Consider the following 24,831-nt stretch of genomic DNA (forward strand, 5'->3'; position numbering starts at 1 on the left):
TCGTGACAGCTCTTTGACTAGGCTTTCTAAGGCCATTCTGATAGCCCTGACTTCCTGAAAAGCCATGGCTAAAATTTGTGCGGCTAAAAGGGATAACCGATGGTAAAGTAAGTTATCCCTGTCGAGATACTGAAAAGCGTTATCCTCGTTTTTCCCAAAACTGTTTTGCCAGTTCGCTCAGAGCGCTAGTTAACTGAGCGACAGATTTCGCACTTTGCAAATTATTCTGCCCGGTCTGTACATTGGTATCAGCAGCATCGCGTATATTGTTAATACTGCGGTTGATGTCTTCACTTACTGCTCCCTGCTGCTCGACCGCAGTCGCTATTTGCGCGTTCATGTCGGTAATTTCGTTAACACGTTGGCCAATTCCATCAAGAGCTGTAGCTGCTTCCTCTGCGTGAGCTACACTCGTGTGCGCTTGCCGACTACTTTGCTCCATGACTGTAACAGCGGATTGCGCTCGCTCTTGTAGAGCGCTGATCATGCTTTGAATATCCGTTGTCGATTGCTGGGTGCGAGCAGCAAGACTGCGAACCTCATCGGCGACAACAGCAAAACCACGCCCCTGCTCACCAGCACGCGCGGCCTCAATTGCTGCGTTGAGTGCCAACAAATTCGTTTGCTCGGCGATCCCTCGTATAACGTCAAGAACTTTTGATATCTCGTTACTTTGACCTTCAAGCTCATGAATAACCTGAGCGGCTTGCCTAATTTCACCTTCAAGGGCAATGATTGACTGGCTTGTGTGGGCTACCAGACGCTGGCCAGATGCCGTCTCAGTGTCTGCTCTTCCGGCCGCATCTGCAGCATGCTGTGCATTGCTCGCAACCTCTTGAATGCTTGCCGCCATTTGGTTTACTGCCGTTGCTATTTGATCTGTCTCTGCCTGCTGCTCAACTGTAAGTACATTGCTTGACTCAATATCCTTTAGTAGGCTTTGGGTGTGTTCGCTAAGCCGATTTGATGCATCACCTATGCGACCTACTACGCTGCCTGTTTCAGCTTGCATCATTCGTAAAGCAAACTCTATTTGGCCAAACTCATCGGTGCGCCCAGTGTAGAGGGATTGACTTAATGGGTTATTGGAAATATTCCTGGCTCTTTCAACCAGTCTTCCAAGAGGAGAGAGAATAGCCAAAACACTAACAGAGCTTAAGCTTCCTGACATTAAAGTAGCTAACAATAAGCTGCTTATTGATGTATCAGTAAGCATGCCGGCAGCCATTGCGCTTGATATAATACTACTCCATATGAGCAAGAGTATTTTCACGGAAAAGCTAGCAGCCCATTTCGGCCTCGCGGCCTTCCCGCTTCTCAATTGAGCATATAATTTTTCCGCAGCCAAAACCTGCTCAGGTTCAGGCTTGGTCCTTACAGACTGGTATTCAACAATCGAACCATTCTTAGCTATTGGCGTTACATAAGCACTTACCCAATAGTGGTCGCCATTTTTACAGCGATTTTTTATTAGCCCCATCCATGAGCGGCCAGATTTTAATGTACTCCACATATGCTCAAATGCAGCAGGCGGCATATCTGGGTGTCTTACGATGTTGTGAGGCTGGCCTAATAGTTCTTCCTCAGTGAAACCACTGATTTTAATGAAGTCAGGATTAATGTACGTGATATGGCTTTGAGGGGAGGTAGTCGAAAGAATATTGGTATCTTTTGGGAGTTCTAAGTTTCGACCCGTCACTGGTAAATTCTGGCGCATAAGAGCCTCAAGGGTTGGCTGTTTTATTTTATTGTATTCGGCATTAAACCCAATTTCTTTAGCGTTACGATAAAGCTAGCATGGAAACGATAGGTGCAAGCAAGTTAAGGGTTGCATCGCGCATGTCAATCTAGGCTATACCCTAACTGGATGTCAGGAATGGCCACGCTGCGCCTGTCGTTTTCAGAAGACGACCGCACCATCTGACTGGATGTAACGCCTGGTGTGCATACGGCTCCTGACAGCCCAATATCAGGAGTCGTCTGCACCAATCTCGACTATGCTCAATACTCGTGTGCACCAAAGCGAGGTTTGGGCATGACATCAGACACTCCACCGATTGCCGCGCAAGGCGTGGCCACCCTGCCCGACGAGGCATGGGCGCAAGCCCGGCACCGGACGGAAATCATCGGGCCACTGGCAGCGCTTGAGGTGGTCGGGCATGAAGCCGCCGATGAGGCAGCCCAAGCGCTGGGCCTGTCCCGGCGACAGGTATATGTCCTGATCCGTCGCGCCCGGCAGGGTACTGGCCTGGTAACAGACCTGACGCCCGGCCGATCCGGCGGCGGCAAAGGCAAGGGGCGCTTGCCGGAACCGGTCGAGCGCATCATCCGCGAGCTGCTGCAAAAGCGCTTCCTGACCAAGCAGAAACGCAGCCTGGCGGCGTTCCACCGCGAAGTCGCGCAGGCGTGCAAAACCCAGAAGCTGCCGGTGCCGGCGCGCAACACCGTGGCCCAGCGGATTGCCGGACTACACCCGGCGAAAATAGCCCGCAGCCGGGGCGGGCAGGACGCTGCCCGTCCCTTGCAAGGCGCGGGTGGCATTCCGCCCGAAGTCACCATGCCGCTGGAACAGGTGCAGATCGACCACACCGTCATCGACCTGATCGTGGTCGACGAGCGCGACCGGCAACCGATTGGCCGCCCATATTTGACCCTCGCCATCGACGTGTTCACGCGCTGCGTACTCGGCATGGTGGTCACGCTGGAAGCGCCGTCCGCCGTCTCGGTCGGCCTATGCCTCGCGCATGCCGCCTGCGACAAGCGGCCCTGGCTGGAAGGGCTGAATGTGGAAATGGACTGGCCGATGAGCGGCAAGCCCAGGCTGCTCTATCTGGACAACGCGGCCGAGTTCAAAAGCGAAGCGCTGCGCCGTGGCTGCGAACAGCATGGCATCCGGCTGGACTATCGCCCACCAGGCCAGCCGCACTACGGCGGCATCGTGGAACGGATCATCGGCACGGCGATGCAGATGATCCACGACGAATTACCGGGGACGACCTTCTCCAATCCCGGCCAGCGCGGCGAGTACGATTCCGAGAAGATGGCCACCCTGACGCTGCGCGAGCTGGAGCGCTGGCTCGCGTTGGCGGTAGGCACCTATCACGGCTCCGTGCACAACGGCCTGCTCCAGCCGCCGGCCGCGCGCTGGGCCGAGGCCGTGGAGCGCGTTGGCGTCCCGGCCGTCGTTACCCGCCCCACCGCGTTTTTGGTCGATTTCCTGCCGGTGATCCGCCGCACCCTGACCCGCACCGGCTTTGTCATCGACCACATCCACTACTACGCCGACGCCCTCAAGCCGTGGATTGCCCGGCGCGAGCGCTTGCCCGCCTTCCTGATCCGGCGCGATCCGCGCGACATCAGCCGCATCTGGGTACTGGAACCGGAAGGTCAGCACTATCTGGAGATCCACTACCGCACCTTGTCCCATCCGGCCGTCACCCTCTGGGAACAACGCCAGGCGCTGGCCAAATTGCGTCAGCTCGGGCGCGAGCAGGTGGACGAGTCGGCGCTGTTCCGCATGATCGGGCAGATGCGCGAGATCGTGACCACCGCCCAGAAGGCCACGCGCAAGGCGCGGCGCGACGCTGATCGCCGCCAGCACCTCAAGACGTCGGAGCCACCGGCCAAGCCCATACCGCCGGATGTGGACATGGCTGACCCGCAGGCAGACAACCTGCCGCCGGCCAAACCGTTCGATCAGATCGAGGAGTGGTAGCCGTGGACGAATATCCCGTCATTGACCTGTCCCACCTGCTGCCAGCGGCACAGGGTTTGGCCAGGCTGCCGGCAGACGAGCGCATCCAGCGCATTCGCGCCGACCGCTGGATCGGCTACCCGCGCGCGGTCGAGGCGCTGAACCGGCTGGAAACTCTGTATGCGTGGCCGAACAAGCAACGCATGCCAAACCTGCTGCTGGTCGGCCCCACCAACAACGGCAAGTCGATGATCGTCGAGAAATTCCGGCGGGCGCACCCGGTCGGCACCGACGCTGACCAAGAACATATCCCGGTGCTGGTCGTGCAGATGCCGTCAGAGCCATCGGTGATCCGCTTCTATGTCGCGCTGCTGGCTGCGATGGGCGCGCCGCTGCGCCCGCGCCCACGGCTGCCGGAAATGGAGCAACTGGCGCTGGCCCTGCTGCGCAAGGTCGGCGTGCGCATGCTGGTGATCGACGAACTGCACAATGTACTGGCTGGCAACAGCGTTAACCGGCGCGAGTTCCTCAACCTGCTGCGCTTCCTCGGCAACGAGCTGCGTATCCCCCTGGTCGGGGTCGGCACGCGCGAGGCGTACCTGGCCATCCGTTCGGACGATCAGTTGGAAAACCGCTTCGAGCCGATGCTGCTGCCGCCGTGGGAGGCCAATGAGGACTGCTGCTCGCTGCTGGCCAGCTTCGCGGCGTCACTCCCGCTACGGCGGCCATCCCCGATTGCCACGCTGGACATGGCCCGCTACCTGCTCACCCGGAGCGAAGGCACCATCGGCGAGCTTGCACATCTGCTGGTGGCGGCGGCCGTCGCCGCCGTGGAGAGTGGCGAGGAAGCGATCAACCACCGCACGCTCAGCATGGCCGACTACATCGGCCCCAGTGAGCGGCGGCGACAGTTCGAGCGGGAACTGATGTGAAGTCCGCGCCGCGCTGGCCGCTGCATCCGGCACCCAAGGAAGGCGAAGCCCTGTCCTCATGGCTCAACCGGGTCGCCGCCTGCTACCAGATGGACGTGCACGAGCTGCTGGCCCACGATCTTGGTCACAGCCAACTTGATGACCTGGATACCGCACCATCCTTGTCGTTGCTGACGGCGCTCTGCCAGCGCAGTGGCGTCGAGCTGGAGCGGTTGCGCAGCATGAGTCTTGCAGGCTGGGTGCCGTGGCTGCTCGACAGTCTCGACGATTCGGTACCAGCAGCCTTGGAAACCTATACATTCCAATGCGCGGTGCTCCTGCCCAAGCGCACCCGCAAGGTGCGGTCCATCACTCGCTGGCGTGCCTGGCTACCGAGCCAGACGATTCGCCGGGCGTGTCCGCAGTGTCTGAACGATCCAACGAATCAAGCTGTGCTACTCGTCTGGCAGCTCCCCTTGATGCTGAGCTGCCCGCAGCATGGCTGCTGGCTGGAGTCCTACTGGGGCATGCACGGCCGGTATCTTCAGTGGGAAATCGCCGATGCTGCGCCGCGCCCTGCCGATGACGCAATCGCCTGCATGGACCGGCGCACCTGGCAGGCGCTGACGACGGGTTTTGTGGAGCTGCCGCGTCGGCGTGTCCACGCCGGCTTGTGGTTCCGGCTGCTGCGCACCCTGCTTGATGAGCTGAACACGCCGCTCTCGCACTGCGGCAGTTGCTCGGCGAGCATCCGCCATGTCTGGGAGCGCTGCGGCCATCCGCTGCGCGCCGGGCAGAGTCTGTGGCGTCCCTACGAGATTCTGGCCCCGGCGGTGCAGTGGCAGATGCTGGAGGCGGCGGCCACCGCCATCACGCTGATCGAGTCAAAGGCGCTGATCCCGCGCGGGGAACAGGCCGCGCTGTTTCAGACGGAGCCGCACACTGGTTTCACCAACGGCCTGCCGGCGAAGGTGCCGAAGCCGGAACCCATCAACCACTGGCAACGAGCAGCCCAGGCCATCGATGAGGCCATCATTGAAGCGCGACACAACCCGGAGACGGCCCGCTTGCTGTTCACACTGGCGTCCTACGGGCGACGCGACCCCGAATCCCTGGAACGTTTGCGCGCCACGTTCACCAAGGAGGGCATCCCGCCGGAGTTTTTGTCACATTACGAGCCTGAATGGCCGTTTGCAGGTCTTAGACTAAATGACGGGTTAAGTGACAGTTTTTGACGGCGAGAACTTTCTGGCTCACACTGTCACATAATCGAACGTATATGTGACAGGACAAAATATGCAAATTGGCTACATGCGGGTATCCAAGGCTGACGGCACCCAGGGGACGGACTTGCAGCGCGATGCGCTGGTTGCTGCCGGCGTCGATCCGGCCCACCTCTATGATGATCAGGTGTCCGGCAAGCGCGAGGACCGCCCCGGTCTGGTCGCATGCCTCAAAGCGCTACGGCCAGGTGACACGCTGGTGGTCTGGAAGCTCGACCGGCTGGGTCGGGACCTGCGTCACCTCATCAACACCGTGCACGATATGACCGGGCGCGGTGTCGGGCTAAAAGTGCTGACCGGACATGGCGCTGCCATCGACACCACGACGGCAGCTGGCAAGCTGGTCTTTGGCATCTTTGCGGCACTAGCCGAGTTCGAGCGCGAACTGATTGCCGAGCGCACCATTGCCGGCCTGGCGTCGGCGCGGGCGCGCGGTCGAAAGGGCGGGCGTCCGTTCAAGATGACCGCAGCCAAGCTGCGGCTGGCCATGGCCGCGATGGGCCAGCCAGAAACCAAGGTGGGTGACCTGTGTCTGGAGCTTGGAATCACACGGCAGACCCTGTACCGGCACATTTCGCCCAAGGGCGAGTTGCGCCCCGATGGCGAGAAGCTGCTTGCCCGCACGTGACACGATGAGTGCCACCTACGCCATCGGCTTAGAGCCGCTAACACCACCTATCCACGAAGCGTGCGCAGATGATCGCGGCTGCCAACTTCAAAAGCGCTTCGTGGATGTCAAGGCGCCTTTCAAAGCGGATTCGCAGTTTGCCAAAGCCAGCAAACCATCCGTGCGTCCTCTCCACTACCCAGCGATGTTTGCCCAGCCTTTCGCTGCTTTCAATGCCGCGCCTGGCAATGCGGCTGGATATGCCTCGCTGCCTCAGATGGGCACGGCAGCGTTTGTAGTCATAGCCTTTGTCAGCATGCAGCTTCGCTGGTCGCTTGCGAGGTCGACCCTGCAGGCCTGCAACGCCAGGGATCGCATCCAAGCACCGCTCGAACATCATGGAGTCATGTCTGTTCGCCCCGCTGACAAGAACCACCAGCGGGATGCCTCTGGCGTCTACGACGATGTGCCGCTTGGAGCCGAGTTTTCCTCTGTCGGTGGGGTTCGGGCCTGTTTCCTGGCCCCCCGGGGGCTTGGTACCGAAGAGCCATCAATACTGGCCCGGCTCCAATCGATCTGGTCGTGTTCACGCAAACGCATCAGCATGGCCTGGTGCAACCTCTGCCAAACCCCTGCTGCGCTCCAATTCCGAAGTCGCCGCCAGCAAGTCATGCCGCTGCCATAGCCAAGGGATTGTGGGAGGTCTTCCCATGGAATGCCGGTATGCAACACGAACAAGATGCCGTTGAGGGCGGCCTCATCGCTCACTGCGAGCTTGCGTGCGCCACCTTTGGCGGAGGGAGTGAAGGTGGGGATCAGGGGCTGCAACTGCAGCCACAGTTCTTTGCTAACGGGTTGTCTTGCCATGAGGGCATGAAGCATAACTGCTTCATGCGGGTCTCTTGGGCAGTGGTGTTAGCGACTCTTAGAGTGCTTTATTTTCCGTTTTCTGAGACGACCCCACATAGGGCGAAAAGTCGCCGGCCGTGACGGCCAGTGGCAGGACGAGGGCGCTGGCGAGCAGAGCGCCGGTGAGTGCGATTTTCATCGTGTTCTCCTTATATGCCTATGGAGATCAGACGGCGACCACGGGGAAATCCACCGTGGTGTCGGCGATGTGGTTGGTGTAGTTGGTGAGCGTGTTCAGCGCGACGTTGGCGATCACTTCCAGTATCAGGCCGTCGTCGAGCCCCGCGCGGCGGTAGTTGGCCATGGCGTCGGCCGACACCACGCCGCGTTGCTCGACCAGCGCGCGGGCAAAGCCGGCGATTGCATCGTCAAGTGCGTTGGCCGCCTGGCCGGTGCGGGCCGCGGCGATGGCCTCTGCCGACAGTCCGGCACCTTTGCCGATCAGGGTGTGTGCGCTCAGGCAATACTGGCAGCGATTGGCTTGACCGGCAGCGAGCGCAACGATCTCGCGCTGGGAGGCATTCAGGCGGCCGGTGCCCAGCGTTTCGGACAAGCCGAGGTAGCCATTGAGCGCCGCCGGCGCGTGGGCCAGCGTGGCGAACAGGTTCGGCACCATGCCAAGCTTGGCTTTGACGGCCTTGAGTGTGGCAGCGGTAGCGGCGTCAGCGGTGTCGATGGTCAGGGGGGCGATTTGGGTCATGTCTATCTCCGTAGTGGGTGAGGTGCAAGAGCACGTGGGCATGATCGCCCTTTGTTTGGTACGATATGGCACGTAAAGTATCAAATACGTAACCTATCGTCTTATATGGAGAGTGGAATGGCGGATCGACTGGCCGGCTTGCTCCGGCACTACTCGCTTTCGGCGCGCGTTTTTCACAGCGGCGCCTTCTGTGGGCAGCATCATTACGCGGCGCCGCATGGCTATATCCATCTGGTGCGGCGCGGCCCGATTACGGCGCGTTCGCCCGTGCATGAAGATCTGCTGGTTACCGAGCCGAGCCTGCTGTTTTATCCGCGCGTGGCGTCGCATCGTTTTGTCGCCGCCCCCGGCGATACCGCTGAGCTGTTGTGTGCGGAGGTCGACCTGGGCGCTTCGACGGGCAATCCGTTGGCCATGGCCTTGCCGTCGATGCTGCTGATTCCGTTGGCGGACTTGCCCGGCCTCGGGCCGACGCTAGAGTTGCTGTTTGCCGAAGCCGAGCGCGACCAGTGCGGTCGGCAGGCCGCCATCGACCGCTTGTACGAGTTGCTACTGATCCAGTTGCTGCGTTATCTGATGGATGGGCGGCTTGGCGCCACCGGACTGCTGGCGGGCCTGGCCGACCCGAAACTCGCGCGCGCCATAACCGCCATGCACGATGCGCCGCAGACCGCGTGGTCGCTCGAGGCGCTGGCGGCGAAGGCGGGCATGTCACGCGCGCGCTTCGCCGCCGCGTTCAAGGACGCGGTGGGCGTCACGCCGGGCGACTATCTGGCCGACTGGCGGATGAACGTCAGTTGCACCCTGCTCAAGCAGGGGCGGCCGGTGGCGGTGGTGGCCGACCGCGTCGGCTACGGCAGCCCGAACGCTCTGGCGCGCGCCTTCCGCGTGCGCATGGGCTGCGCCCCGCGCGACTGGCTGGCGCAGCAGCGCGGTGACGCGGCGCTCAGCGGTTCGTGAGTTTGAGTTCGATTCGCCGGTTCTTGGCGTAGGCGGCGCCGGTGTTGCGCTCGTCGAGCGGGTGAAATTCGCATCACGCCGGAACAACTGGCGGAACTCCAGGTGGCGATCCGTCAACGGCTGGTCAGTCTGTTCGTGCGGCGCGGCCGGCTGGACAAGGCTGAGTCAGTGGCGCAGGTAGCTGGATGACGCTGTCCCGCCCTGAGCCGACGCTCACAGGCGGGGATTTCCAGTGTCGTCATTGTCGGCTATTGGCCGGCAGCAGCCCGTCGTTGCCTGATGGATCCAACCCCTCCGCTGCTATAGTGCAGTCGGCTTCTGACGTTCAGTGCAGCCGTCTTCTGAAAACGACACTGGATGTCAGGAATGGCCACGCTGCGCCGTCAGAATAGAGTCTGCTTTCACATTCTTTGACACATGCTTGCCAAGGTCATAGATTCCAACCTGACAAATTCAAGGCTTAGGGCGCAATGGAACCAAAAACCAACGTAAGCCCTACCGCCCATCCAGCCTATGGAGGCATCTTGCAGGGACAACGCATCGGTTACGTTCGGGTCAGCAGTTACGACCAGAACCCGGAACGCCAACTTGAGCAGGTCGAGATCGGCAAGCTGTTCACCGACAAGGCCTCGGGCAAGGACACCCAGCGCCCGCAGCTGGAAGCCATGCTCGGATTCGTCCGCGAAGGCGATACCGTGGTGGTGCACAGCATGGATCGCCTGGCGCGCAACCTCGACGATCTGCGCCGTCTGGTGCAAAGGCTGACCAAGCGCGGCGTGCGCATCGAGTTCTTGAAGGAGGGGTTGGTGTTCACCGGCGAGGACTCGCCCATGGCCAACCTCATGTTGTCGGTCATGGGGGCCTTTGCCGAGTTCGAGCGCGCCCTGATCCGCGAGCGGCAGCGCGAGGGCATCGCCCTGGCCAAGCAGCGCGGTGCTTACCGGGGCCGCAAGAAAGCTCTCTCCGACGATCAAGCCATCACGTTGCGGCAGCGGGCCGCTGCCGGCGAGCCGAAGGCTCAGCTCGCACGCGAGTTCGGCATCAGCCGTGAAACCCTCTACCAGTACCTTCGCACGGACGACTGAACCATGCCGCGTCGCTCGATTCTCTCGGCTACGGAGCGCGACACCCTGCTTGCGCTGCCAGAAAGCCAGGATGACCTGATCCGCTACTACACCTTCAACGACTCCGACCTATCCCTGATCCGTCAACGGCGGGGCGATGGCAACCGCCTCGGCTTCGCCGTGCAGCTCTGCCTGCTGCGCTACCCTGGTTATGCGCTGGGCAACGACACGGCGCTACCCGAGCCCGTGATCCAGTGGGTGGCCAAGCAAGTCCAAGCCGACCCCGCGAGTTGGGCGAAGTACGGTGAGCGCGACGTGACCCGCCGCGAGCACGCTCTGGAACTGCGCACCTACCTGCAACTGGCCCCGTTCGGTCTGTCGGACTTCCGCGCCCTGGTGCGCGAGTTGACCGAGCTGGCCCAGCAGACCGACAAGGGCTTGCTGCTGGCCGGGCAGGCGCTGGAGAGCTTGCGCCAGAAGCGGCGCATCCTGCCGACGCTGAGCGTTATTGACCGGGCGTGTTCGGAGGCCATTGCACGCGCCAATCGGCGGGTCTATCGCGCCCTGATCGAGCCGTTGAACCCATCGCATCACGCCAAGCTCGACGAACTGCTCACCATTAAGGCCGGCAGCAACAGCACTTGGTTGACCTGGTTGCGGCAATCACCGCTGAAGCCGAACTCGCGGCACATGATCGAGCACATCGAGCGGCTGAAGATTTTCCAACTGGTGGGCCTTCCCGACAGCCTCGGCCGGCACATCCACCAGAACCGATTGCTGAAGCTCGCCCGCGAGGGCGGGCAGATGACGCCACAAGACCTCGGCAAGTTCGAACCGGAGAGGCGCTATGCCACGCTGGTCGCCGTGGTACTGGAAAGCACCGCGACCGTGATCGATGAACTGGTTGATCTGCACGACCGCATCCTGGTCAAGCTGTTCAGTGGCGCGAAACACAAGCATCAGCAGCAGTTCCAGAAGCAGGGCAAAGCGATCAATGACAAGGTGCGCCTGTACTCGAAGATCGGCCAGGCCCTGCTGGACGCTAAAGAGTCCGGTGACGATCCGTTCGCCGCCATCGAGGCGGTCATTCCCTGGGACGAGTTCACCCAGAGTGTCACTGAGGCCGAGCTGCTGGCCCGGCCGGAAGCCTTCGACCACCTGCACCTGGTCAGCGAGAACTTCGCTACGCTACGCCGCTACACCCCAGCCTTTCTGGAGGTGCTTCAGCTCCGAGCCGCGACGGCAGCGCAAGCCGTGCTGGATGCCGTTCAGACCCTACGCGAGATGAATGCCGATAATCTGCGCAAGGTGCCCTCCGACGCACCGACCGCCTTCATCAAGCCGCGCTGGAAACCGCTGGTGATCACCCCGGAAGGCATCGACCGGCGCTTCTACGAAATCTGCGCCTTGTCCGAGTTGAAGAACGCGCTGCGCTCCGGCGACATCTGGGTCAAAGGCTCGCGGCAGTTCCGCGACTTCGATGACTACCTACTGCCTCCCGAGAAATTCGCCGCACTCAAGCGGGAACAGGCGCTGCCACTCGCGATCAACCCGAACAGCGACCAGTACCTGGAAGAGCGTTTGCAGCTGCTGGACGAGCAGCTGGCCACTGTCACCCGACTGGCAAAGGACAACGAACTACCCGATGCCATCCTCACCGAGTCCGGGCTAAAAATCACCCCGCTGGATTCCGCGGTGCCCAACACCGCGCAGGCGCTGATCGACCAGACCAGCCAGCTACTGCCGCGCATCAAGATCACCGAGCTGCTGATGGATGTGGATGAATGGACGGGCTTCACCCGCCACTTCACGCACCTGAAGGATGGCGCACAGGCGAAAGACCGGACGCTACTGCTAACGGCGATCCTGGGCGATGCCATCAACCTCGGCCTGACCAAAATGGCCGAGTCGAGTCCGGGCATGACCTACGCCAAGCTGTCCTGGTTGCAAGCCTGGCACATCCGTGACGAAACCTACTCGACGGCCCTGGCCGAGCTGGTCAACAGCCAGTTCCGGCATGCCTTCGCCGCCAACTGGGGTGACGGCACCACCTCATCCTCCGATGGCCAGCGTTTCCGTGCCGGCGGTAAAGGCGAGAGCACCGGCCACGTCAACCCGAAGTACGGTAGCGAGCCAGGACGGCTGTTCTACACCCACATCTCTGACCAGTACGCGCCGTTCAGCACCCGCGTGGTGAATGTAGGCGTGCGTGATTCCACCTACGTGCTCGACGGTCTGCTGTACCACGAGTCCGATCTGCGGATCGAGGAGCACTACACCGACACCGCTGGCTTCACCGATCACGTCTTCGCCCTGATGCACCTGCTGGGCTTCCGCTTCGCGCCGCGCATCCGCGACCTCGGTGAAACCAAGTTGTATGTGCCCAATAGCGTCCAAGACTACCCGACGCTGCGTCCAATGCTCGGCGGAACCCTGAACATCAAGCACGTCTGCGCTCACTGGGACGAGATTCTGCGGCTGGCCGCGTCGATCAAGCAGGGCACCGTCACCGCATCGCTGATGCTGCGCAAGCTTGGCAGCTACCCGCGCCAGAACGGCCTGGCCGTGGCTCTGCGCGAGCTGGGTCGGATCGAGCGCACGCTGTTCATCCTCGATTGGCTGCAAAGCGTGGAACTGCGTCGCCGCGTGCATGCCGGATTGAACAAGGGCGAGGCGCGTAACTCCCTGGCCAGGGCGGTGTTCTTCAACCGCCTCGGCGAGATCAGGGATCGGAGTTTCGAGCAGCAGCGCTACCGGGCCAGCGGCCTCAACCTGGTGACGGCCGCCATCGTGTTGTGGAACACCGTGTACTTGGAGCGCGCGACCCAGGCCCGAGAAGAGGCAGGCAAGCCAGTTAATCCTGAGTTACTGCAATACCTTTCGCCATTGGGCTGGGAGCACATCAACCTGACCGGCGATTACGTTTGGCGGCAAAGCCGCAAGCTGGAAGACGGGAAATTCAGGCCGCTGCGGCAGCTCGGAAAACCTTAGCGTACGATTTTTTCCGAGTTCTGCGGGCTCCCCAACATGGCCAAGCTGCCGATGCACCGCGACCTGGCCGGCTTCGACTTCAGCGCCTCCAGCGCAGACGCTCGTTTGATCAGCGAACTGGCCAGTCTGGCCTTTACCGACACCGCGCAGAACGTGGTGCTGATCGGTGGGCCTGGCACCGGTAAAACCCACCTGGCCACTGCGCTGGCCGTGTCCGGCATCACCCGGCACGGCAAGCGCGTGCGCTTCTACTCCACGGTCGATCTGGTCAATCTGCTGGAGCGCGAAAAGCACGACGGCAAAGCCGGGCGGATCGCCCAAGCTCTGCTGCGCATGGATCTGGTCATCCTCGACGAACTGGGTTATCTGCCCTTCAGCCAGGCCGGCGGTGCGTTGCTGTTTCACCTGCTATCCAAGCTGTACGAACACACCAGCGTGGTGATCACCACCAACCTGAGCTTCGCCGAATGGTCGAGCGTGTTCGGCGACGCCAAGATGACCACCGCCCTGCTGGATCGGCTGACCCACCACTGCCACATCGTCGAAACCGGTAACGAGTCCTATCGCCTGCAACACAGTAGCTTGGCGGCCCAGGCCAAGATCAAATCACGGGAGCGAAAGCGTAAGGGCGGCCAGGAACCGGAGGACGATGAGCCGTTCTGATTTCATGGCGACGACGGCCTGCTACATGGCTGCGTGTGGCAGGTCTTAAACAACTGAACTGGGCTAGCGAAGGAGTGGGGGCAACAGCAGCTGCGCTGGTAGACTTATCCACAGTTGCTGGTAACAAAATCAGCAATCCGCCCTGGGTCAAATTTCAATCGGCAGGGTGGGTCAATTTTCCATCAGCGCCAACACACTAAGCAACCATCAGAAAATTTTGACTGTACGCCAAAAAATTCGCATCTACCAGCATCTAAACAGGCGTTGTTGATTATCATAAAACACTGACACTGTATTATATAATCGTGCTTTTGTGTTATTTTTTTAATATTTACTGATTACGTACTTGCTTAACCACTCAGTTGCGCTAGAATTAATAGACGCGAAATTTAAATCTCTAATTTTCCAACACTTAGTAAAACCTCGTTTGCCATCCCACTACCATTGTAGGAGCAAATCAGGAGACATAAAAAATTAGCGGTAGCGTGCCTGGCCCTCTAGATAAGTATTGGAGACTGTAATGAAATTTGAAAAGTCACAGACAGCAATCGACCACCTGACTCCCGAGCAACACCGAATTACCCAGGAGGCGGGCACCGAAAGGCCCTTCACGGGCGAGTACAACGACAACAAGGAGCCTGGCATCTACGTCGACATAGTGTCGGGAGAGCCACTGTTCGCTTCGACGGACAAGTTCGATTCGGGTACTGGCTGGCCCAGCTTCACCAAGCCGATCGTTTCGGCAAACGTGAACGAGGTGCGGGACAGCGCACACGGCATGGTCCGGACGGAGGTCAGGTCAGTACACGCAGACAGTCATCTCGGCCATGTGTTCCCCGATGGTCCTTCCGACCGCGGCGGTCTGCGGTACTGCATCAACTCAGCGTCCCTTCGCTTCATCCCGCGCGACGAGATGGAGTCCGAGGGATACGGTGAATATCTCGATCAAGTAGAGGAGGCTTAACATGCATCAGCGCGCTGTTCTCGCAGGAGGATGTTTCTGGGGCATGCAGGATCTGATCCGCAAGCGGCCCGGCATCATCTCGACCCGTGTGGGTTACACGGGCGGCGATATTCCGAACGCCACGTATCGTAATCACGGCACGCATGCCGAGGGGATCGAGATTGTCTTCGACCCGACAGTGACGAGCTACCGGAACATCCTGGAATTCTTCTTCCAGATCCACGATCCGACGACGCTGAACCGCCAGGGCAATGATCGTGGGCTCTCCTACCGGTCGGGCATCTATTATGTCGACGAGGAGCAGAAGCGCGTCGCCGAGGATACGATCGCCGATGTGGATGCCTCGGGGCTGTGGGATGGCAAAGTGGTGACCGAGGTCCAGCCGGTCGGCGAGTTCTGGGAGGCCGAGCCCGATCACCAGGATTATCTGGAGAAGCGCCCGGGCGGCTACACCTGCCACTTCGTCCGTCCCGGCTGGGTGCTTCCGAAGCGCCAAAAGGTTGACGACGTACAGCCAGCGGCCGGGACCGCGGCGGAATAGGCTTCACTGCCGTTGCCACTGCGCCGGTCCGGTCCGCAATCTTCGTGACCGCGTCGTTCAGCGACGCGGTCATCGAACCCTACTTCAGAGTGACGGCTCGTTCCAGTCAGTCGCCATCGCAACACCAGGATCGCAGATTTATGCCAGACCTCTCGTCCTTTCCGATCACGCAGCGCTGGCCGGCATCTCATCCCGATCGCCTGCAACTCTACGCAGCCCCTACGCCCAATGGCGTCAAGGTCTCGATCATGCTTGAGGAGACTGGCCTGGCGTACGAGCCCCACCTGATCGACATCTCGAACAACGAGTCGAAGGATCCGGCGTTCGTGTCGCTGAACCCGAACGGACGCATACCGGCGATCATCGATCCGGCTGGCCCTGACGGTAGACCCATCGCCTTATGGGAATCCGGTGCGATCCTCCTCTATCTGGCCGACAAGACGGGTCAGTTCATCTCCACCGAACCAGGCCAGCGTTACGAGACCCTAGCGTGGGTGTTCTTTCAGATGTCGGCCATCGGGCCGATGTTCGGTCAGCTCGGCTTCTTCCTGCGATTTGGCGGCAAGGACTATGAGGACAAGCGGCCGCAACAGCGCTTTATCGACGAATCCACGCGTCTGCTGGGGATTCTGGATCGCCGGCTGGAAGGCCGCGACTGGATCGTCGACGACTATTCGATCGCGGACATCGCGACGCTCGGCTGGGTGAATGCGCTGGTGGAATTCTACGCTGCGGGTGACATCCTTGGCCTCAGCAGCTTTTCGAACGTCCGCGCATGGCTTGGACGCGGGCTGGCTCGACCGGCCGTCCAGCGTGGCCTCCACATTCCCGCGAGGCCAGCATGAGCATCATCGCCGCCTATTATTACAACGAAGGCAAGCGAGTTCGCGAAATCGCGCTCGATGAGCACGTCAAGTTGGGCGAGAGTCGCTCGGGCTTCTGCTGGATCGCGCTTAGCGAACCCACCCCCGAGGAACTACTCGCGATCCAAAGGACATATAATCTTCATCCGTTGGCGATCGACAACGCGATGCACCCGCTGTGCCCGCCCAAGCTCGAGGTCTACAACGATGAGTTGTACGTCGTCGCGCAGACCGCCGAGCTGGTCGGCGACCGGATCAGCTACGGCAAGATGGCGATCTTCACCGGTCACAATCACCTTATCACCGTGCGGCACGGCAATGCCGGAGCGCTGGGCAAACTTCGGGAGCAACTCGAGGCATCGCCGACGCAGTTCGGCAAGGGTGTCGACTATGTGCTGCACGCGATCTTGCATCGCGTGGTCGACCAGTATCTGCCCATCTTCGAAATGATCGAGGACGACGTCCTGGCGATGGAGCGACGGTCGCTGCACGATTTCCTCGGGCCAGAAGAGGTGGCGCGAATCTTCGAACTAAGGTCCGAACTCACGCGGTTCCAGCGCACGCTCAGGGCTATGGCCGAGCTGGTGCGAAAGCTCGTTCGCGGCCACTTTCCCTGCATCAGCGCCGAAATGACACCATATTTCCACGACGTCGCGGACCATGTCCACCGCGTGCAGTCCATGGTCGACGGCCTCCTGCTTGTCCTGTCCACGGTCTTTGAGGCCAGCAGCCTTCTGGAAGCGCAAAGGATCGGTGTGGTCACCCGCCAGCTCGCGGCCTGGGCGGCAATACTGGCAGTCCCGACGGCGATCGCTGGAATATACGGCATGAACTTTAAGCACATGCCGGAGCTGGACACGGCCTACGGATACTTTGTCGTGCTCGGAGTGATAGCGATATCGTGCGTTTTCCTATTTGTGCGCTTCAAGAAGGCTAAGTGGCTGTGAATACTGCCCATCGTTTTCTTCGCCGTCATCTGACGGTTACAGCGGGCCTTATACGGAAGCTTGTCCAATCCAACTCAAGATGAAGGTGCGTCCATGACATAGCAGCTGACCGACGCTCTACAAGCAGTTCAGTCCTTCATCGCCAAGGGCTAAGACCGCGAATAGCGCGTCAAGGACAGCAATCTCGTCGATCTCGAGCCAGGATCAACCATCGGTCCGTGCGGCATCTGCGTCGACGCGGCGTTTCGCCTCGGAAGCGGTGATGATGGCGATAACGCCTCCACCCTCTACGCGATCACCGATCCGGCGACCGAGCATAAGGGCCTGTTGATCGACGTGTTCGATGAAATCTGCTACCGCGACCCAGTTCAAGAGTCGGGACCTCAATGTAGAAGAAGTTGACTAACGAGCATTCGCGTCATCCGATCAAGCAAGCTGGAGACATTTATGAAAGCCATTGGTTACAAGGTTCCGGGACCCATCGCCGCGGATGCCGCGCTGGTCGACATCAATCTGCCTCGGCCTGTCGCTGCAGGATACGATATCCTGGTTGAGGTGAAGGCCGTCTCGGTCAACCCGGTCGACTACAAGGTCCGCAACAGCACGCCGCCGGCAGATGGCGATTGGAAGGTGCTGGGATGGGATGCCGCCGGGATTGTGCGCGAGGTCGGCCCCGACGTCACGCAGTTCGAGTTAGGCGACGAGGTCTATTATGCCGGATCGATCACACGGCCCGGTACCAATGCGGAGTTCCATCTCGTCGACGCCCGGATTGTCGGTCACAAACCTGCGTCGCTCTCCTGGGCGGAAGCGGCGGCGCTGCCGCTGACGACGTTGACGGCCTGGGAGGCGATGTTCGACCGCCTGGACGTGGCGAAGCCCGTACCCGGTGCGGCGGAGGCGATCCTCATCATCGGTGGCGCGGGCGGGGTTGGGTCGATCGCCGTCCAGATCGCGCGACAGCGCACGGACCTCACCGTCATCGCCACAGCCTCTCGACCGGAAACCCAAGAGTGGGTAAGAGGGCTTGGAGCTCACCACGTCATCGACCATTCTCGTCCGCTCGCGCCACAGATCGCCGAACTCGGCATCGGTGCTCCCGCTTTCGTCTTTTCGACCACACATACCGAGCAACATGTCGCCGACATCGCCGAACTGATCGCCCCACAAGGACGGTTCGGACTGATCGACGATCCCAAGGCATTCGATATCATGGTTTTCAAGCGCAAGGCGGTGTCGATCCACCACGAGCTGATGTTCACGCGGTCGATCTACGGCACGCCCGACATGAATGAGCAGGGCGAGATTCTGGATGCGATGGCAGCGCTGGTTGACGACGGCAAAATCCGCACGACGCTGACCCGGCGACTGTCGCCGATCAATGCCGCCAATCTGAAGACGGTGCATGCACTGATCGAAAGTGGCGCGGCTAAAGGCAAGATCGTCCTCGAAGGCTTCTAACGACCGCGATCGCCAAACATCTTGTCCAACCTCAAAAAGCCGAACGGGTTATGCCCCAGCGATGAGAATCCCATGACCAAATCTATTGCCACCGCCTCGATCAACCGCGAAACCGCAGTCGCCCTCATCGACGCGGCGCTCGCTGCGGCCCGTGCCATCGGCATCCCGGCTGCCGTCGCCGTCGTCGACGCCACCGGTAACCTGCGCGCGTTCGAGCGCACCGACGATGCGCCGTTCCTTACCGTCGATGTTGCCATCGACAAGGCCTGGAGTTCCGCCTCGTTTGGGTTCCCGACCCATGTCTGGAACGACTATGTGACCAACGATCCAAAAGTGGCGCCGCTAGCCTATCGCCCTCGGATGGTCGCTGTCGGCGGCGGTTATCCGATTCTGGAGGATGGGAAGTTGATCGGCGGCATAGGCATCTCCGGAGGCAACTATCAGCAGGATCAGGATGCGTGCGTCGAGGCACTCATGAAAATCGGGTTCCAGTTGCCAGCCTGACGACTGTGAGGCCATCACCGGTGGTAATGGCCAACAGATCCAACCTTTGAGAGGCCTAATGATGGAAGCGTTCGTCGTCTTTACGCGGGAAGAAACCAGCGACCCACATGCACTCGCAACCTATTCTGCAGGCGTCGGACCATCGTTCGATGGTCACGACGTTACCTTTCTCGCCGCTTATGGCGCGATCCAGCATTTGGAGGGGCCGCCCATCGAAGGGGCCGTAATCTTGCGTTTCCCGACGATGCAGGCCGCTCGCGACTGGTATGACAGTCCCGCCTACCAAACCATCGCTGCTCATCGCTTTGCCGGTTCCCGTTACCGCGCCTTTATCATTGAAGGGCGGCGGTGACATACCGACAGAAGCACTTCGGCGCTGACCACGAGGTATCGGCGTGTGAACTCGCATCTTGGGAATCTGTGGGGGGGACCAAGACAGCGGCGCTAGGGGCTCATATCGTCGATCGGATCAGAGAGTTGCTCGGCGAGAATGGGTTATCTATTGCCGAGCTGACGGAGCGGAGCCGCCCTCTCCCAACGGATTGATTCAATCGTTGACGCTCCTCCTATCCGGATCCGGGTTTTCGCACGCTGATCAACAGAGTTACAGCGCGCAACGCCTGTAGTGGGCATCAGGGGATGGGTGGCAATCAGGATGATTGCCCACCTTCCAACGATTAACCTTGCTCAAGTTGCTTCACTAGTCGCTCCGCGTCGAGATGGAAGTCCGAGAAAACAATGCTACCGCCAGCGTCGATAACCGTAAACCACGGAGTTCCTCGTGTGCGGTAGTCTTCCATGAAGGTTGGAAACGGCGAGCCGGTCGGTTGCTCGTCGTGACCGAAAACGATAGGAAGCTCATACTTGAGCTGGTTCACGCGCAACTTCTCGAAGGTATTCTCATGCGTTCCTTCGAAGACGGTCTGGATCACTGCGAACCCCACGTCTTTTGAGCTCAACGCTGCATGCAACTTTTGTAGCGTCGGAAACCCATGCAAATGGCAACCTTGGCACCAATGCTGGAAGGCAAACAAGATTTTCGGGCCGGGCCCGATATCTGACAGTTTGAACGGCGCGATACTTTCCCCATCTTTGCCAATCCATTTTTGCACCCGCAGCTCAGGCGCTTGTCGTTCGATCTCGTTCATCTGATCCTCCAACCCCGATACAGAAGCTTAGTGGATGATCGCGCGTCGCGACGGTGCGCGAACGTCCGACCTTATTTTCCCTATTTCCTGAAGCCAGAATAGATCAGATCGACATTTCGTCCTTAATATACTCAAGCTGCCGGCGAGCGCGAACTGGGCAACCATGCGCTGGTGAGCCTTGAGCTTTGCACGCTGCCCATCCGTTTGAGAGCGAACCTGCAACTTCCGCTCCGCATACCGCAGATCAGCGTACGCAGCCTTGGGGTTATCTACCCTATAGCCATTGGGTATTGGGAATCATGCTGGCCTGACGCTATGTTCGATACGCGATTTTTTACGATGATAGAGCATCTGTATCTGATTTTTAGTCGATTGGCTTATTCGGCGGATGTGCGGGCAAATGCTTTACGCAGAGTACTGAAATGAAGGCCGGCTTCGGTCTGCCGTATCGAGCAAGAGGGGTCACTATGGTCACCAGAGGTTTCACCGGTCGCGGTTCAGGCGACCAGTCCGATCGGATTCCGCCAGGTCAGCATCTGGTGGAGGATTTCCCTGTTCTGTCGGCCGGCCCTACGCCGAGGGTAGAGCCCTCCGACTGGAAATTCACAGTCAAAATTGGTCCGAAGCCCGTCAAAACGTGGAATTGGGGCGAATTCAACACTCTACCAAAGACCCAGGTGACAAAGGATATTCACTGCGTCACCTCTTGGTCCAAACTGGATACCGTTTGGGAGGGTGTACTCATTGAAGACATCCTTGCAGATGCAGAGCTTGATCGGCCTACCGATTTCGTCTTGGCGCACTGCTACGATAATTATTCGACAAACGTCCCTCTGACGGATCTGCTTTCCGGGAAAGCGATGGTCGCCCTCAGTTATGCGGGCAAGCCACTTTCCCGCGATCATGGGGGGCCGGCGCGTCTTCTAGTGCCGCACCTTTACTTCTGGAAATCCGCCAAATGGGTGAATGCGCTGCAATTCACGACGCGTGACGAGGCCGGCTTTTGGGAGCTGCACGGCTATCACATCTACGGCGATCCGTGGCGCGAACAACGATACACCCATGACTGAAAACGAAGCGCAAGTCCGTTCGTGGCAATCATGCGTGATCGACGACATCATCCAGCAAACACCGAGTATCAAGAGCTTCTTCCTTCGGTTGAGCAAGCCGTTCGCGCACACCGCAGGTCAGCACGTCGATATCCGGCTGACCGCGCCCGACGGCTACAGTGCAATGCGCAGCTACTCGATCGCGTCATCGGCAGTTTCGACCCCGATCGTCGAGATAGCTATCGAGCGCATGCCGGATGCCGAAGTTTCGCCGTTTTTTCACGAAATCGCGGCGATTGGTGACGAAATCGAAGTTCGCGGTCCGCTCGGTGGCCATTTCCTTTGGCCTGAGCCTGCCATAGATCCGGTTCTGTTGATCGGGGGAGGCTCCGGCCTCGTGCCGTTGATGGCAATGATCCGGCAGCGCCGCGCATTGGCCCAAGCCGTTCCGACAGCGTTGCTCCTGTCCGCACGAACCGCCGAGGACGTTCTCTTCTCAGAAGAACTTCATTGCATCGAAATCAGCGATCCGGCGTTCGTCCTGGCGCTCGCGATTACGCGCGAGAAACCGGTTCGCGCATCGGACTTTGCGCGACGGATCGACGGCATGATGGTCCAAGAAATTCTAACCAGGCTTCAGGGAAAGCCGACGCAAGTGTTCGTCTGCGGGTCTAACGGATTCGTCAACATCGCAACCGATAGCGCGCTGCTGGCGGGCTTGGACGCCTCCATCATCAAGACGGAGCGCTACGGGGGCTAGCGGCGCGAGCTATCTCACGTCGCGCCGATCGTAGACGTGCGCCCTGGGAAGCTTTGGCGATCAACGTGAACCGTTTTGCCGAACACAGTCTTCGTACCCCCCGGCCTCTAGAACGCCTTCGCTCGCGATACCTGGCTCGACATCAAGCTCAATTTGAAAGTTCCTGCACTATCCGTCGTCCTGATATGCTCGACCAGCATGATGGGCGATTCGAGCGGGACCGCTTCCGTCCCAATCGAGGCTCGGTTACCTTAGAGCATCGGCTCGGCGCTACAGGAGGCGCGTGCGGCCTCTGCCTGGCGGTGAAAGCACTTTGGGCCATGTCGCCTGGATAGCGGCCAATCGTCAGCATCTGCTCCGATGTCGGCCAAGGTGCAGTCGCCATCTTTGAACGCCGCGAATTGGAGATCAACGCCATGACAGCGATCCGCGTGCAACTGCCGGAGATGCAATATGACAACTGATGTATTGCTGTACACCACGAATTGGTGCCCGTTCTGCCGCCGAGCGAAGGCGCTCCTCAAGGAAAAGGGCGTGCGATGGAAGGAGCTCGATATTGAGGCGGATCCGGCTCACCGGCAGGCCATGGCGGAAGCGTCGGGGCGAAGCTCCGTGCCGCAGATCTTCATCAATGGCACCCTTATCGGTGGCTCCGATGAGCTATTCGCGCTCGATGTCAGAGGCGAGCTCGACAAACTTCTCGGGCGCAACCCGCCTGCCACCTGAGGAGGTGCGGCTTGGGGCAGCCAGCCCGCGAGCCTTCGCCGGTTGATGAATACAAAAGGAGAGTCCGTTGGTCTCAGCCATCTGGAAAGACACTACTATCGCCACAAGCGACGAAACAGTCATCGTCGAGGGAAATCACTACTTCCCACCGTCAGGAGTCGACCTGAGCCTGCTTGAGATGAGCCCGCACACATCTGTCTGTCCGATCAAAGGCGCCGCGCGCTTCTTTCATGTTCGCGCGGGTGACGCGCTCAACGTGAACGCCGCTTGGACCTATCCCGCCCCCACTCCGGATGCCGAGGGTATCCGGGATTACATCGCTTTCTGGAAAGGCGTGGACGTTGCCTAGCAGACTGGACGGACGACTTCGCTGATAGCCATGCGGGCGCCGACATCTCAATTATCCTGCCCACCCCGGGCCTCGTCGGCTGCAGGAATCTGCCCGGCACCTTAGCGCGACCCGGCACTGGCGGTCTCGCACCCGCCGCGCCTCTGTTCTATCAATAAGGATGGATGACATGGAGCATTCCGAGTTCGATGCCGCTTTCGCGAAGCTTGCGGAGGGATACAGAGAAGGGACTTATGAAGGCCGGCGTTTCAGCTTGATCGTCCGGCGATCTGGGGACGGACGTCGCAACAGTCTGTTCGCCAGGGAGTTGGACGGGACTGACATTGTCAGCTTCAACCTCTTCCGCGTTACATCAGATAGGACATTGTTGAAGCCGTGCGAAATGTCCGCCGAAAAGGTCGTAGCGTTCGTGCTGGAGTTCCGACCGGACACCTGACGGGCAGAAGAAGATCCCGGCCAACCGGCGCGCCTGCGACGGCCGGCTATCTAAGGCTGCGCAAGCCTATAGCCGCAGCTCATTGCACTTCGTCTGGCGAGGAATTCAACATCGATACGTCGCCATCCGCGGGGATATCGGTACAGGCGCCCGTGTAAGCCAGATTGAGAAATCCTAAGCGATGACTAACACCAATGACGCCACCCTTCCGACACATTCTATTCTTGAGGAATGCACAGCGATGGCTGTCGTCAACGCTCTGAAGATTATTCTGAAGAACAGCTACGCGATCTACCTTAAGACAAAAAATGCCACTCGGGCGCATCCCGCCCCTACTTCAGGGACTTTCACTTGCTTCTCGCTCTGTCACTCACAGCATCGGCACGCCCATGACGCATGGTATCCAGGCCTCATAATTTTCCCATATAACCTTCTTGTCTTTTGCGCACCCAGAAAGACTCGAGGCTTTAACTGGACAGATGAGCCCTCGAGGGTAGTGTTCACCTGATTGGCTTTCTCATATCTGATGTTGATTCGCACAGTGTGCCAACCAGGTGATAGTTTCAAAAAACCTGCGCTTCAGAGCGAATTAGACGATCTTCGATAAGAGCGATCCGCCTCAAAATCCAAAACATCTAACATTGTCCTAGAGCCATATTTGTACCTAGTACTATGGCGCTCCCATTAACACATTTGATGATGCACAGAAAACTTAGCTCATGATAGCTTTCAGCTAACAGCTATTCGGAAGCCCGAAAGGATTCAACCGTTTAAGCGTGAACCGTCGATTATAAATACTTTCGTAAGTTAGCTTTAAAGGACGCTTTTAGTCCTTGTAAATACGCATTACGACTCCACAGCTACCAAATCCATACGGCGCCAGCAACCATTAAAACACCCGACACTACTAAAACAATAGTAGAGGCGCGATTGCTGCCTTTCAAAGTATGACCAACACCCACATCCATAACTAGGTGTCGAATTCCGGCTACGAGATGATAAATAAATGAAGAGTATACCAACCAGAAACTAACTTTGCCGAAAGGTGAAGAAAAAATCTCCTTGACTTCATTAAAACCCTTTTCTGACTCCAACGATTTGCTCAGCATATACAGTATCAGTCCCAGAAAAATAAAGAGCATAATTCCTGAAATCCGGTGCAGAATCGATGTAAGCGCCGTGAGAGGAAGCTGAATGGTTCGAATATCAAGATTAACCGGCCGCTTTTTATTCATTTTGACTCCAGTCAACAATTCTAGTGGGGGATTTCAGTTTTCGATCTCATTCATCATAGCAGCTGT

Annotated in this window: 26 protein-coding genes and 2 pseudogenes; 20 read left to right on the plus strand and 8 right to left on the minus strand. The window is 59.3% G+C overall.

Features of this window, described 5'->3' with window-relative positions; genetic code table 11:
* Positions 1 to 139 precede the first annotated feature (139 nt).
* Together BJQ17_RS32560 and BJQ17_RS32565 are read right to left on the minus strand one after the other, a co-directional pair.
* Positions 140 to 1,015 (minus strand): methyl-accepting chemotaxis protein, encoded by an 876-nt coding sequence (locus tag BJQ17_RS32560; protein WP_082469383.1) that lies wholly within the window; start codon positions 1,013 to 1,015, stop codon positions 140 to 142.
* Positions 1,016 to 1,717 (minus strand): annotated as a pseudogene (locus tag BJQ17_RS32565) (PAS domain-containing protein); the annotation flags it as partial. It abuts the gene before it with no gap.
* A gap of 318 nt (positions 1,718 to 2,035) precedes the next feature.
* Between BJQ17_RS32565 and BJQ17_RS13855 the strand changes: the two are divergent.
* From BJQ17_RS13855 to BJQ17_RS13870, 4 genes are all read left to right on the plus strand, one after another.
* Positions 2,036 to 3,715 carry a Mu transposase C-terminal domain-containing protein gene (locus tag BJQ17_RS13855; protein ID WP_003465068.1) on the plus strand — a complete coding sequence of 560 codons (1,680 nt, stop codon included), beginning with the start codon at positions 2,036 to 2,038 and terminating at the stop codon, positions 3,713 to 3,715.
* A 2-nt stretch (positions 3,716 to 3,717) separates the two neighbouring features.
* On the plus strand, positions 3,718 to 4,626 hold the full coding sequence (locus BJQ17_RS13860; protein ID WP_003465065.1) for a TniB family NTP-binding protein: 909 nt from the start codon (positions 3,718 to 3,720) through the stop codon (positions 4,624 to 4,626).
* A complete protein-coding gene (locus tag BJQ17_RS13865) occupies positions 4,623 to 5,840 on the plus strand; it encodes a TniQ family protein (protein ID WP_054471483.1) in 1,218 nt (405 codons plus the stop codon). Before BJQ17_RS13860 ends, BJQ17_RS13865 begins: the two co-directional genes overlap by 4 nt.
* 61 nt (positions 5,841 to 5,901) lie before the next feature.
* The gene (locus BJQ17_RS13870) at positions 5,902 to 6,516 is read left to right on the plus strand and encodes a recombinase family protein (protein WP_047306878.1); all 615 of its coding nucleotides are present in this window, start codon (positions 5,902 to 5,904) and stop codon (positions 6,514 to 6,516) included.
* A gap of 37 nt (positions 6,517 to 6,553) precedes the next feature.
* Here the strand turns inward: BJQ17_RS13870 and BJQ17_RS30030 are convergent.
* The 3 genes from BJQ17_RS30030 to BJQ17_RS13885 all read right to left on the minus strand — a co-directional run bounded on the left by BJQ17_RS30030 (position 6,554) and on the right by BJQ17_RS13885 (position 8,104).
* Positions 6,554 to 7,362 (minus strand): IS5 family transposase gene (locus BJQ17_RS30030; RefSeq protein WP_099421609.1). Its coding sequence is split into 2 segments (ribosomal slippage): positions 6,554 to 7,032 and positions 7,032 to 7,362, totalling 810 coding nucleotides; the frame shifts between segments, so codons are not numbered across the junction.
* Between the two features lie 58 nt (positions 7,363 to 7,420).
* Entirely contained in the window at positions 7,421 to 7,543 is a 123-nt protein-coding gene (locus BJQ17_RS31075) for a hypothetical protein (protein ID WP_256213827.1), read from the minus strand.
* Between the two features lie 27 nt (positions 7,544 to 7,570).
* Positions 7,571 to 8,104 (minus strand): carboxymuconolactone decarboxylase family protein, encoded by a 534-nt coding sequence (locus BJQ17_RS13885; protein ID WP_020309197.1) that lies wholly within the window; start codon positions 8,102 to 8,104, stop codon positions 7,571 to 7,573.
* A 117-nt stretch (positions 8,105 to 8,221) separates the two neighbouring features.
* On the opposite strand from BJQ17_RS13885, the gene BJQ17_RS13890 reads away from it, so the two are divergent.
* The 8 genes and pseudogenes from BJQ17_RS13890 to BJQ17_RS13925 all read left to right on the plus strand — a co-directional run bounded on the left by BJQ17_RS13890 (position 8,222) and on the right by BJQ17_RS13925 (position 17,097).
* Complete coding sequence (locus BJQ17_RS13890) at positions 8,222 to 9,064, plus strand: AraC family transcriptional regulator (RefSeq protein WP_047306875.1); 843 nt, start codon at positions 8,222 to 8,224, stop codon at positions 9,062 to 9,064.
* A gap of 524 nt (positions 9,065 to 9,588) precedes the next feature.
* A complete protein-coding gene (locus tag BJQ17_RS13895) occupies positions 9,589 to 10,149 on the plus strand; it encodes a recombinase family protein (RefSeq protein ID WP_003117272.1) in 561 nt (186 codons plus the stop codon).
* Between the two features lie 3 nt (positions 10,150 to 10,152).
* Entirely contained in the window at positions 10,153 to 13,119 is a 2,967-nt protein-coding gene (locus BJQ17_RS13900) for a Tn3-like element ISPa40 family transposase (protein WP_003117273.1), read from the plus strand.
* A gap of 33 nt (positions 13,120 to 13,152) precedes the next feature.
* Positions 13,153 to 13,782, plus strand: a pseudogene (gene istB, locus BJQ17_RS13905) (IS21-like element ISPst3 family helper ATPase IstB); the annotation flags it as partial.
* Positions 13,783 to 14,302: 520 nt separating this feature from the next.
* Complete coding sequence (gene msrB, locus BJQ17_RS13910; RefSeq protein WP_003464965.1) at positions 14,303 to 14,746, plus strand: peptide-methionine (R)-S-oxide reductase MsrB; 444 nt, start codon at positions 14,303 to 14,305, stop codon at positions 14,744 to 14,746.
* Between the two features lies 1 nt (position 14,747).
* On the plus strand, positions 14,748 to 15,287 hold the full coding sequence (gene msrA / locus BJQ17_RS13915) for a peptide-methionine (S)-S-oxide reductase MsrA (protein WP_003464967.1): 540 nt from the start codon (positions 14,748 to 14,750) through the stop codon (positions 15,285 to 15,287).
* A 140-nt stretch (positions 15,288 to 15,427) separates the two neighbouring features.
* On the plus strand, positions 15,428 to 16,132 hold the full coding sequence (locus BJQ17_RS13920) for a glutathione S-transferase N-terminal domain-containing protein (RefSeq protein WP_003464969.1): 705 nt from the start codon (positions 15,428 to 15,430) through the stop codon (positions 16,130 to 16,132).
* On the plus strand, positions 16,129 to 17,097 hold the full coding sequence (locus BJQ17_RS13925; protein ID WP_011979111.1) for a magnesium and cobalt transport protein CorA: 969 nt from the start codon (positions 16,129 to 16,131) through the stop codon (positions 17,095 to 17,097). The genes BJQ17_RS13920 and BJQ17_RS13925 overlap by 4 nt, the downstream gene beginning before the upstream one ends.
* Before the next feature lie 204 nt (positions 17,098 to 17,301).
* Here BJQ17_RS13925 and BJQ17_RS31655 read toward each other — a convergent pair whose 3' ends face one another.
* The gene (locus BJQ17_RS31655; protein ID WP_016487060.1) at positions 17,302 to 17,469 is read right to left on the minus strand and encodes a hypothetical protein; all 168 of its coding nucleotides are present in this window, start codon (positions 17,467 to 17,469) and stop codon (positions 17,302 to 17,304) included.
* A 75-nt stretch (positions 17,470 to 17,544) separates the two neighbouring features.
* Here BJQ17_RS31655 and BJQ17_RS13930 point away from each other — a divergent pair, with 75 nt between their 5' ends.
* The 3 genes from BJQ17_RS13930 to BJQ17_RS13940 all read left to right on the plus strand — a co-directional run bounded on the left by BJQ17_RS13930 (position 17,545) and on the right by BJQ17_RS13940 (position 19,414).
* Positions 17,545 to 18,558, plus strand: coding sequence for a zinc-binding alcohol dehydrogenase family protein (locus BJQ17_RS13930; RefSeq protein WP_002118279.1), 1,014 nt, complete (start codon positions 17,545 to 17,547; stop codon positions 18,556 to 18,558).
* Positions 18,559 to 18,630: 72 nt separating this feature from the next.
* Positions 18,631 to 19,062, plus strand: coding sequence for a heme-binding protein (locus BJQ17_RS13935; protein ID WP_005006001.1), 432 nt, complete (start codon positions 18,631 to 18,633; stop codon positions 19,060 to 19,062).
* 58 nt (positions 19,063 to 19,120) lie between these two features.
* Entirely contained in the window at positions 19,121 to 19,414 is a 294-nt protein-coding gene (locus BJQ17_RS13940; RefSeq protein ID WP_003464978.1) for a DUF1330 domain-containing protein, read from the plus strand.
* A 325-nt stretch (positions 19,415 to 19,739) separates the two neighbouring features.
* Here the strand turns inward: BJQ17_RS13940 and BJQ17_RS13950 are convergent, their stop codons facing one another.
* Complete coding sequence (locus tag BJQ17_RS13950; protein WP_003464979.1) at positions 19,740 to 20,210, minus strand: hypothetical protein; 471 nt, start codon at positions 20,208 to 20,210, stop codon at positions 19,740 to 19,742.
* Between the two features lie 467 nt (positions 20,211 to 20,677).
* Between BJQ17_RS13950 and BJQ17_RS13955 the strand changes: the two genes are divergently transcribed.
* From BJQ17_RS13955 to BJQ17_RS13975, 5 genes are all read left to right on the plus strand, one after another.
* The gene (locus BJQ17_RS13955; protein WP_003464980.1) at positions 20,678 to 21,280 is read left to right on the plus strand and encodes a sulfite oxidase-like oxidoreductase; all 603 of its coding nucleotides are present in this window, start codon (positions 20,678 to 20,680) and stop codon (positions 21,278 to 21,280) included.
* Positions 21,273 to 22,019, plus strand: coding sequence for a ferredoxin reductase (locus BJQ17_RS13960; protein WP_054882084.1), 747 nt, complete (start codon positions 21,273 to 21,275; stop codon positions 22,017 to 22,019). The genes BJQ17_RS13955 and BJQ17_RS13960 overlap by 8 nt, the downstream gene beginning before the upstream one ends.
* A gap of 453 nt (positions 22,020 to 22,472) precedes the next feature.
* Positions 22,473 to 22,745 (plus strand): glutaredoxin 3, encoded by a 273-nt coding sequence (gene grxC, locus BJQ17_RS13965; RefSeq protein WP_005005995.1) that lies wholly within the window; start codon positions 22,473 to 22,475, stop codon positions 22,743 to 22,745.
* 67 nt (positions 22,746 to 22,812) lie between these two features.
* On the plus strand, positions 22,813 to 23,094 hold the full coding sequence (locus BJQ17_RS13970; protein ID WP_003464986.1) for a DUF427 domain-containing protein: 282 nt from the start codon (positions 22,813 to 22,815) through the stop codon (positions 23,092 to 23,094).
* Between the two features lie 169 nt (positions 23,095 to 23,263).
* Positions 23,264 to 23,530 (plus strand): hypothetical protein, encoded by a 267-nt coding sequence (locus BJQ17_RS13975; RefSeq protein WP_003464988.1) that lies wholly within the window; start codon positions 23,264 to 23,266, stop codon positions 23,528 to 23,530.
* Positions 23,531 to 24,390: 860 nt separating this feature from the next.
* Here the strand turns inward: BJQ17_RS13975 and sdhC are convergent.
* Positions 24,391 to 24,765 (minus strand): succinate dehydrogenase, cytochrome b556 subunit, encoded by a 375-nt coding sequence (gene sdhC, locus BJQ17_RS13980; protein WP_005005993.1) that lies wholly within the window; start codon positions 24,763 to 24,765, stop codon positions 24,391 to 24,393.
* Between the last annotated feature and the right edge of the window lie 66 nt (positions 24,766 to 24,831).

The organism is Pseudomonas sp. NBRC 111139, assembly GCF_001753955.1.
In the GTDB taxonomy this organism is placed as follows: Bacteria; Pseudomonadota; Gammaproteobacteria; order Pseudomonadales; family Pseudomonadaceae; genus Aquipseudomonas; species Aquipseudomonas alloputida.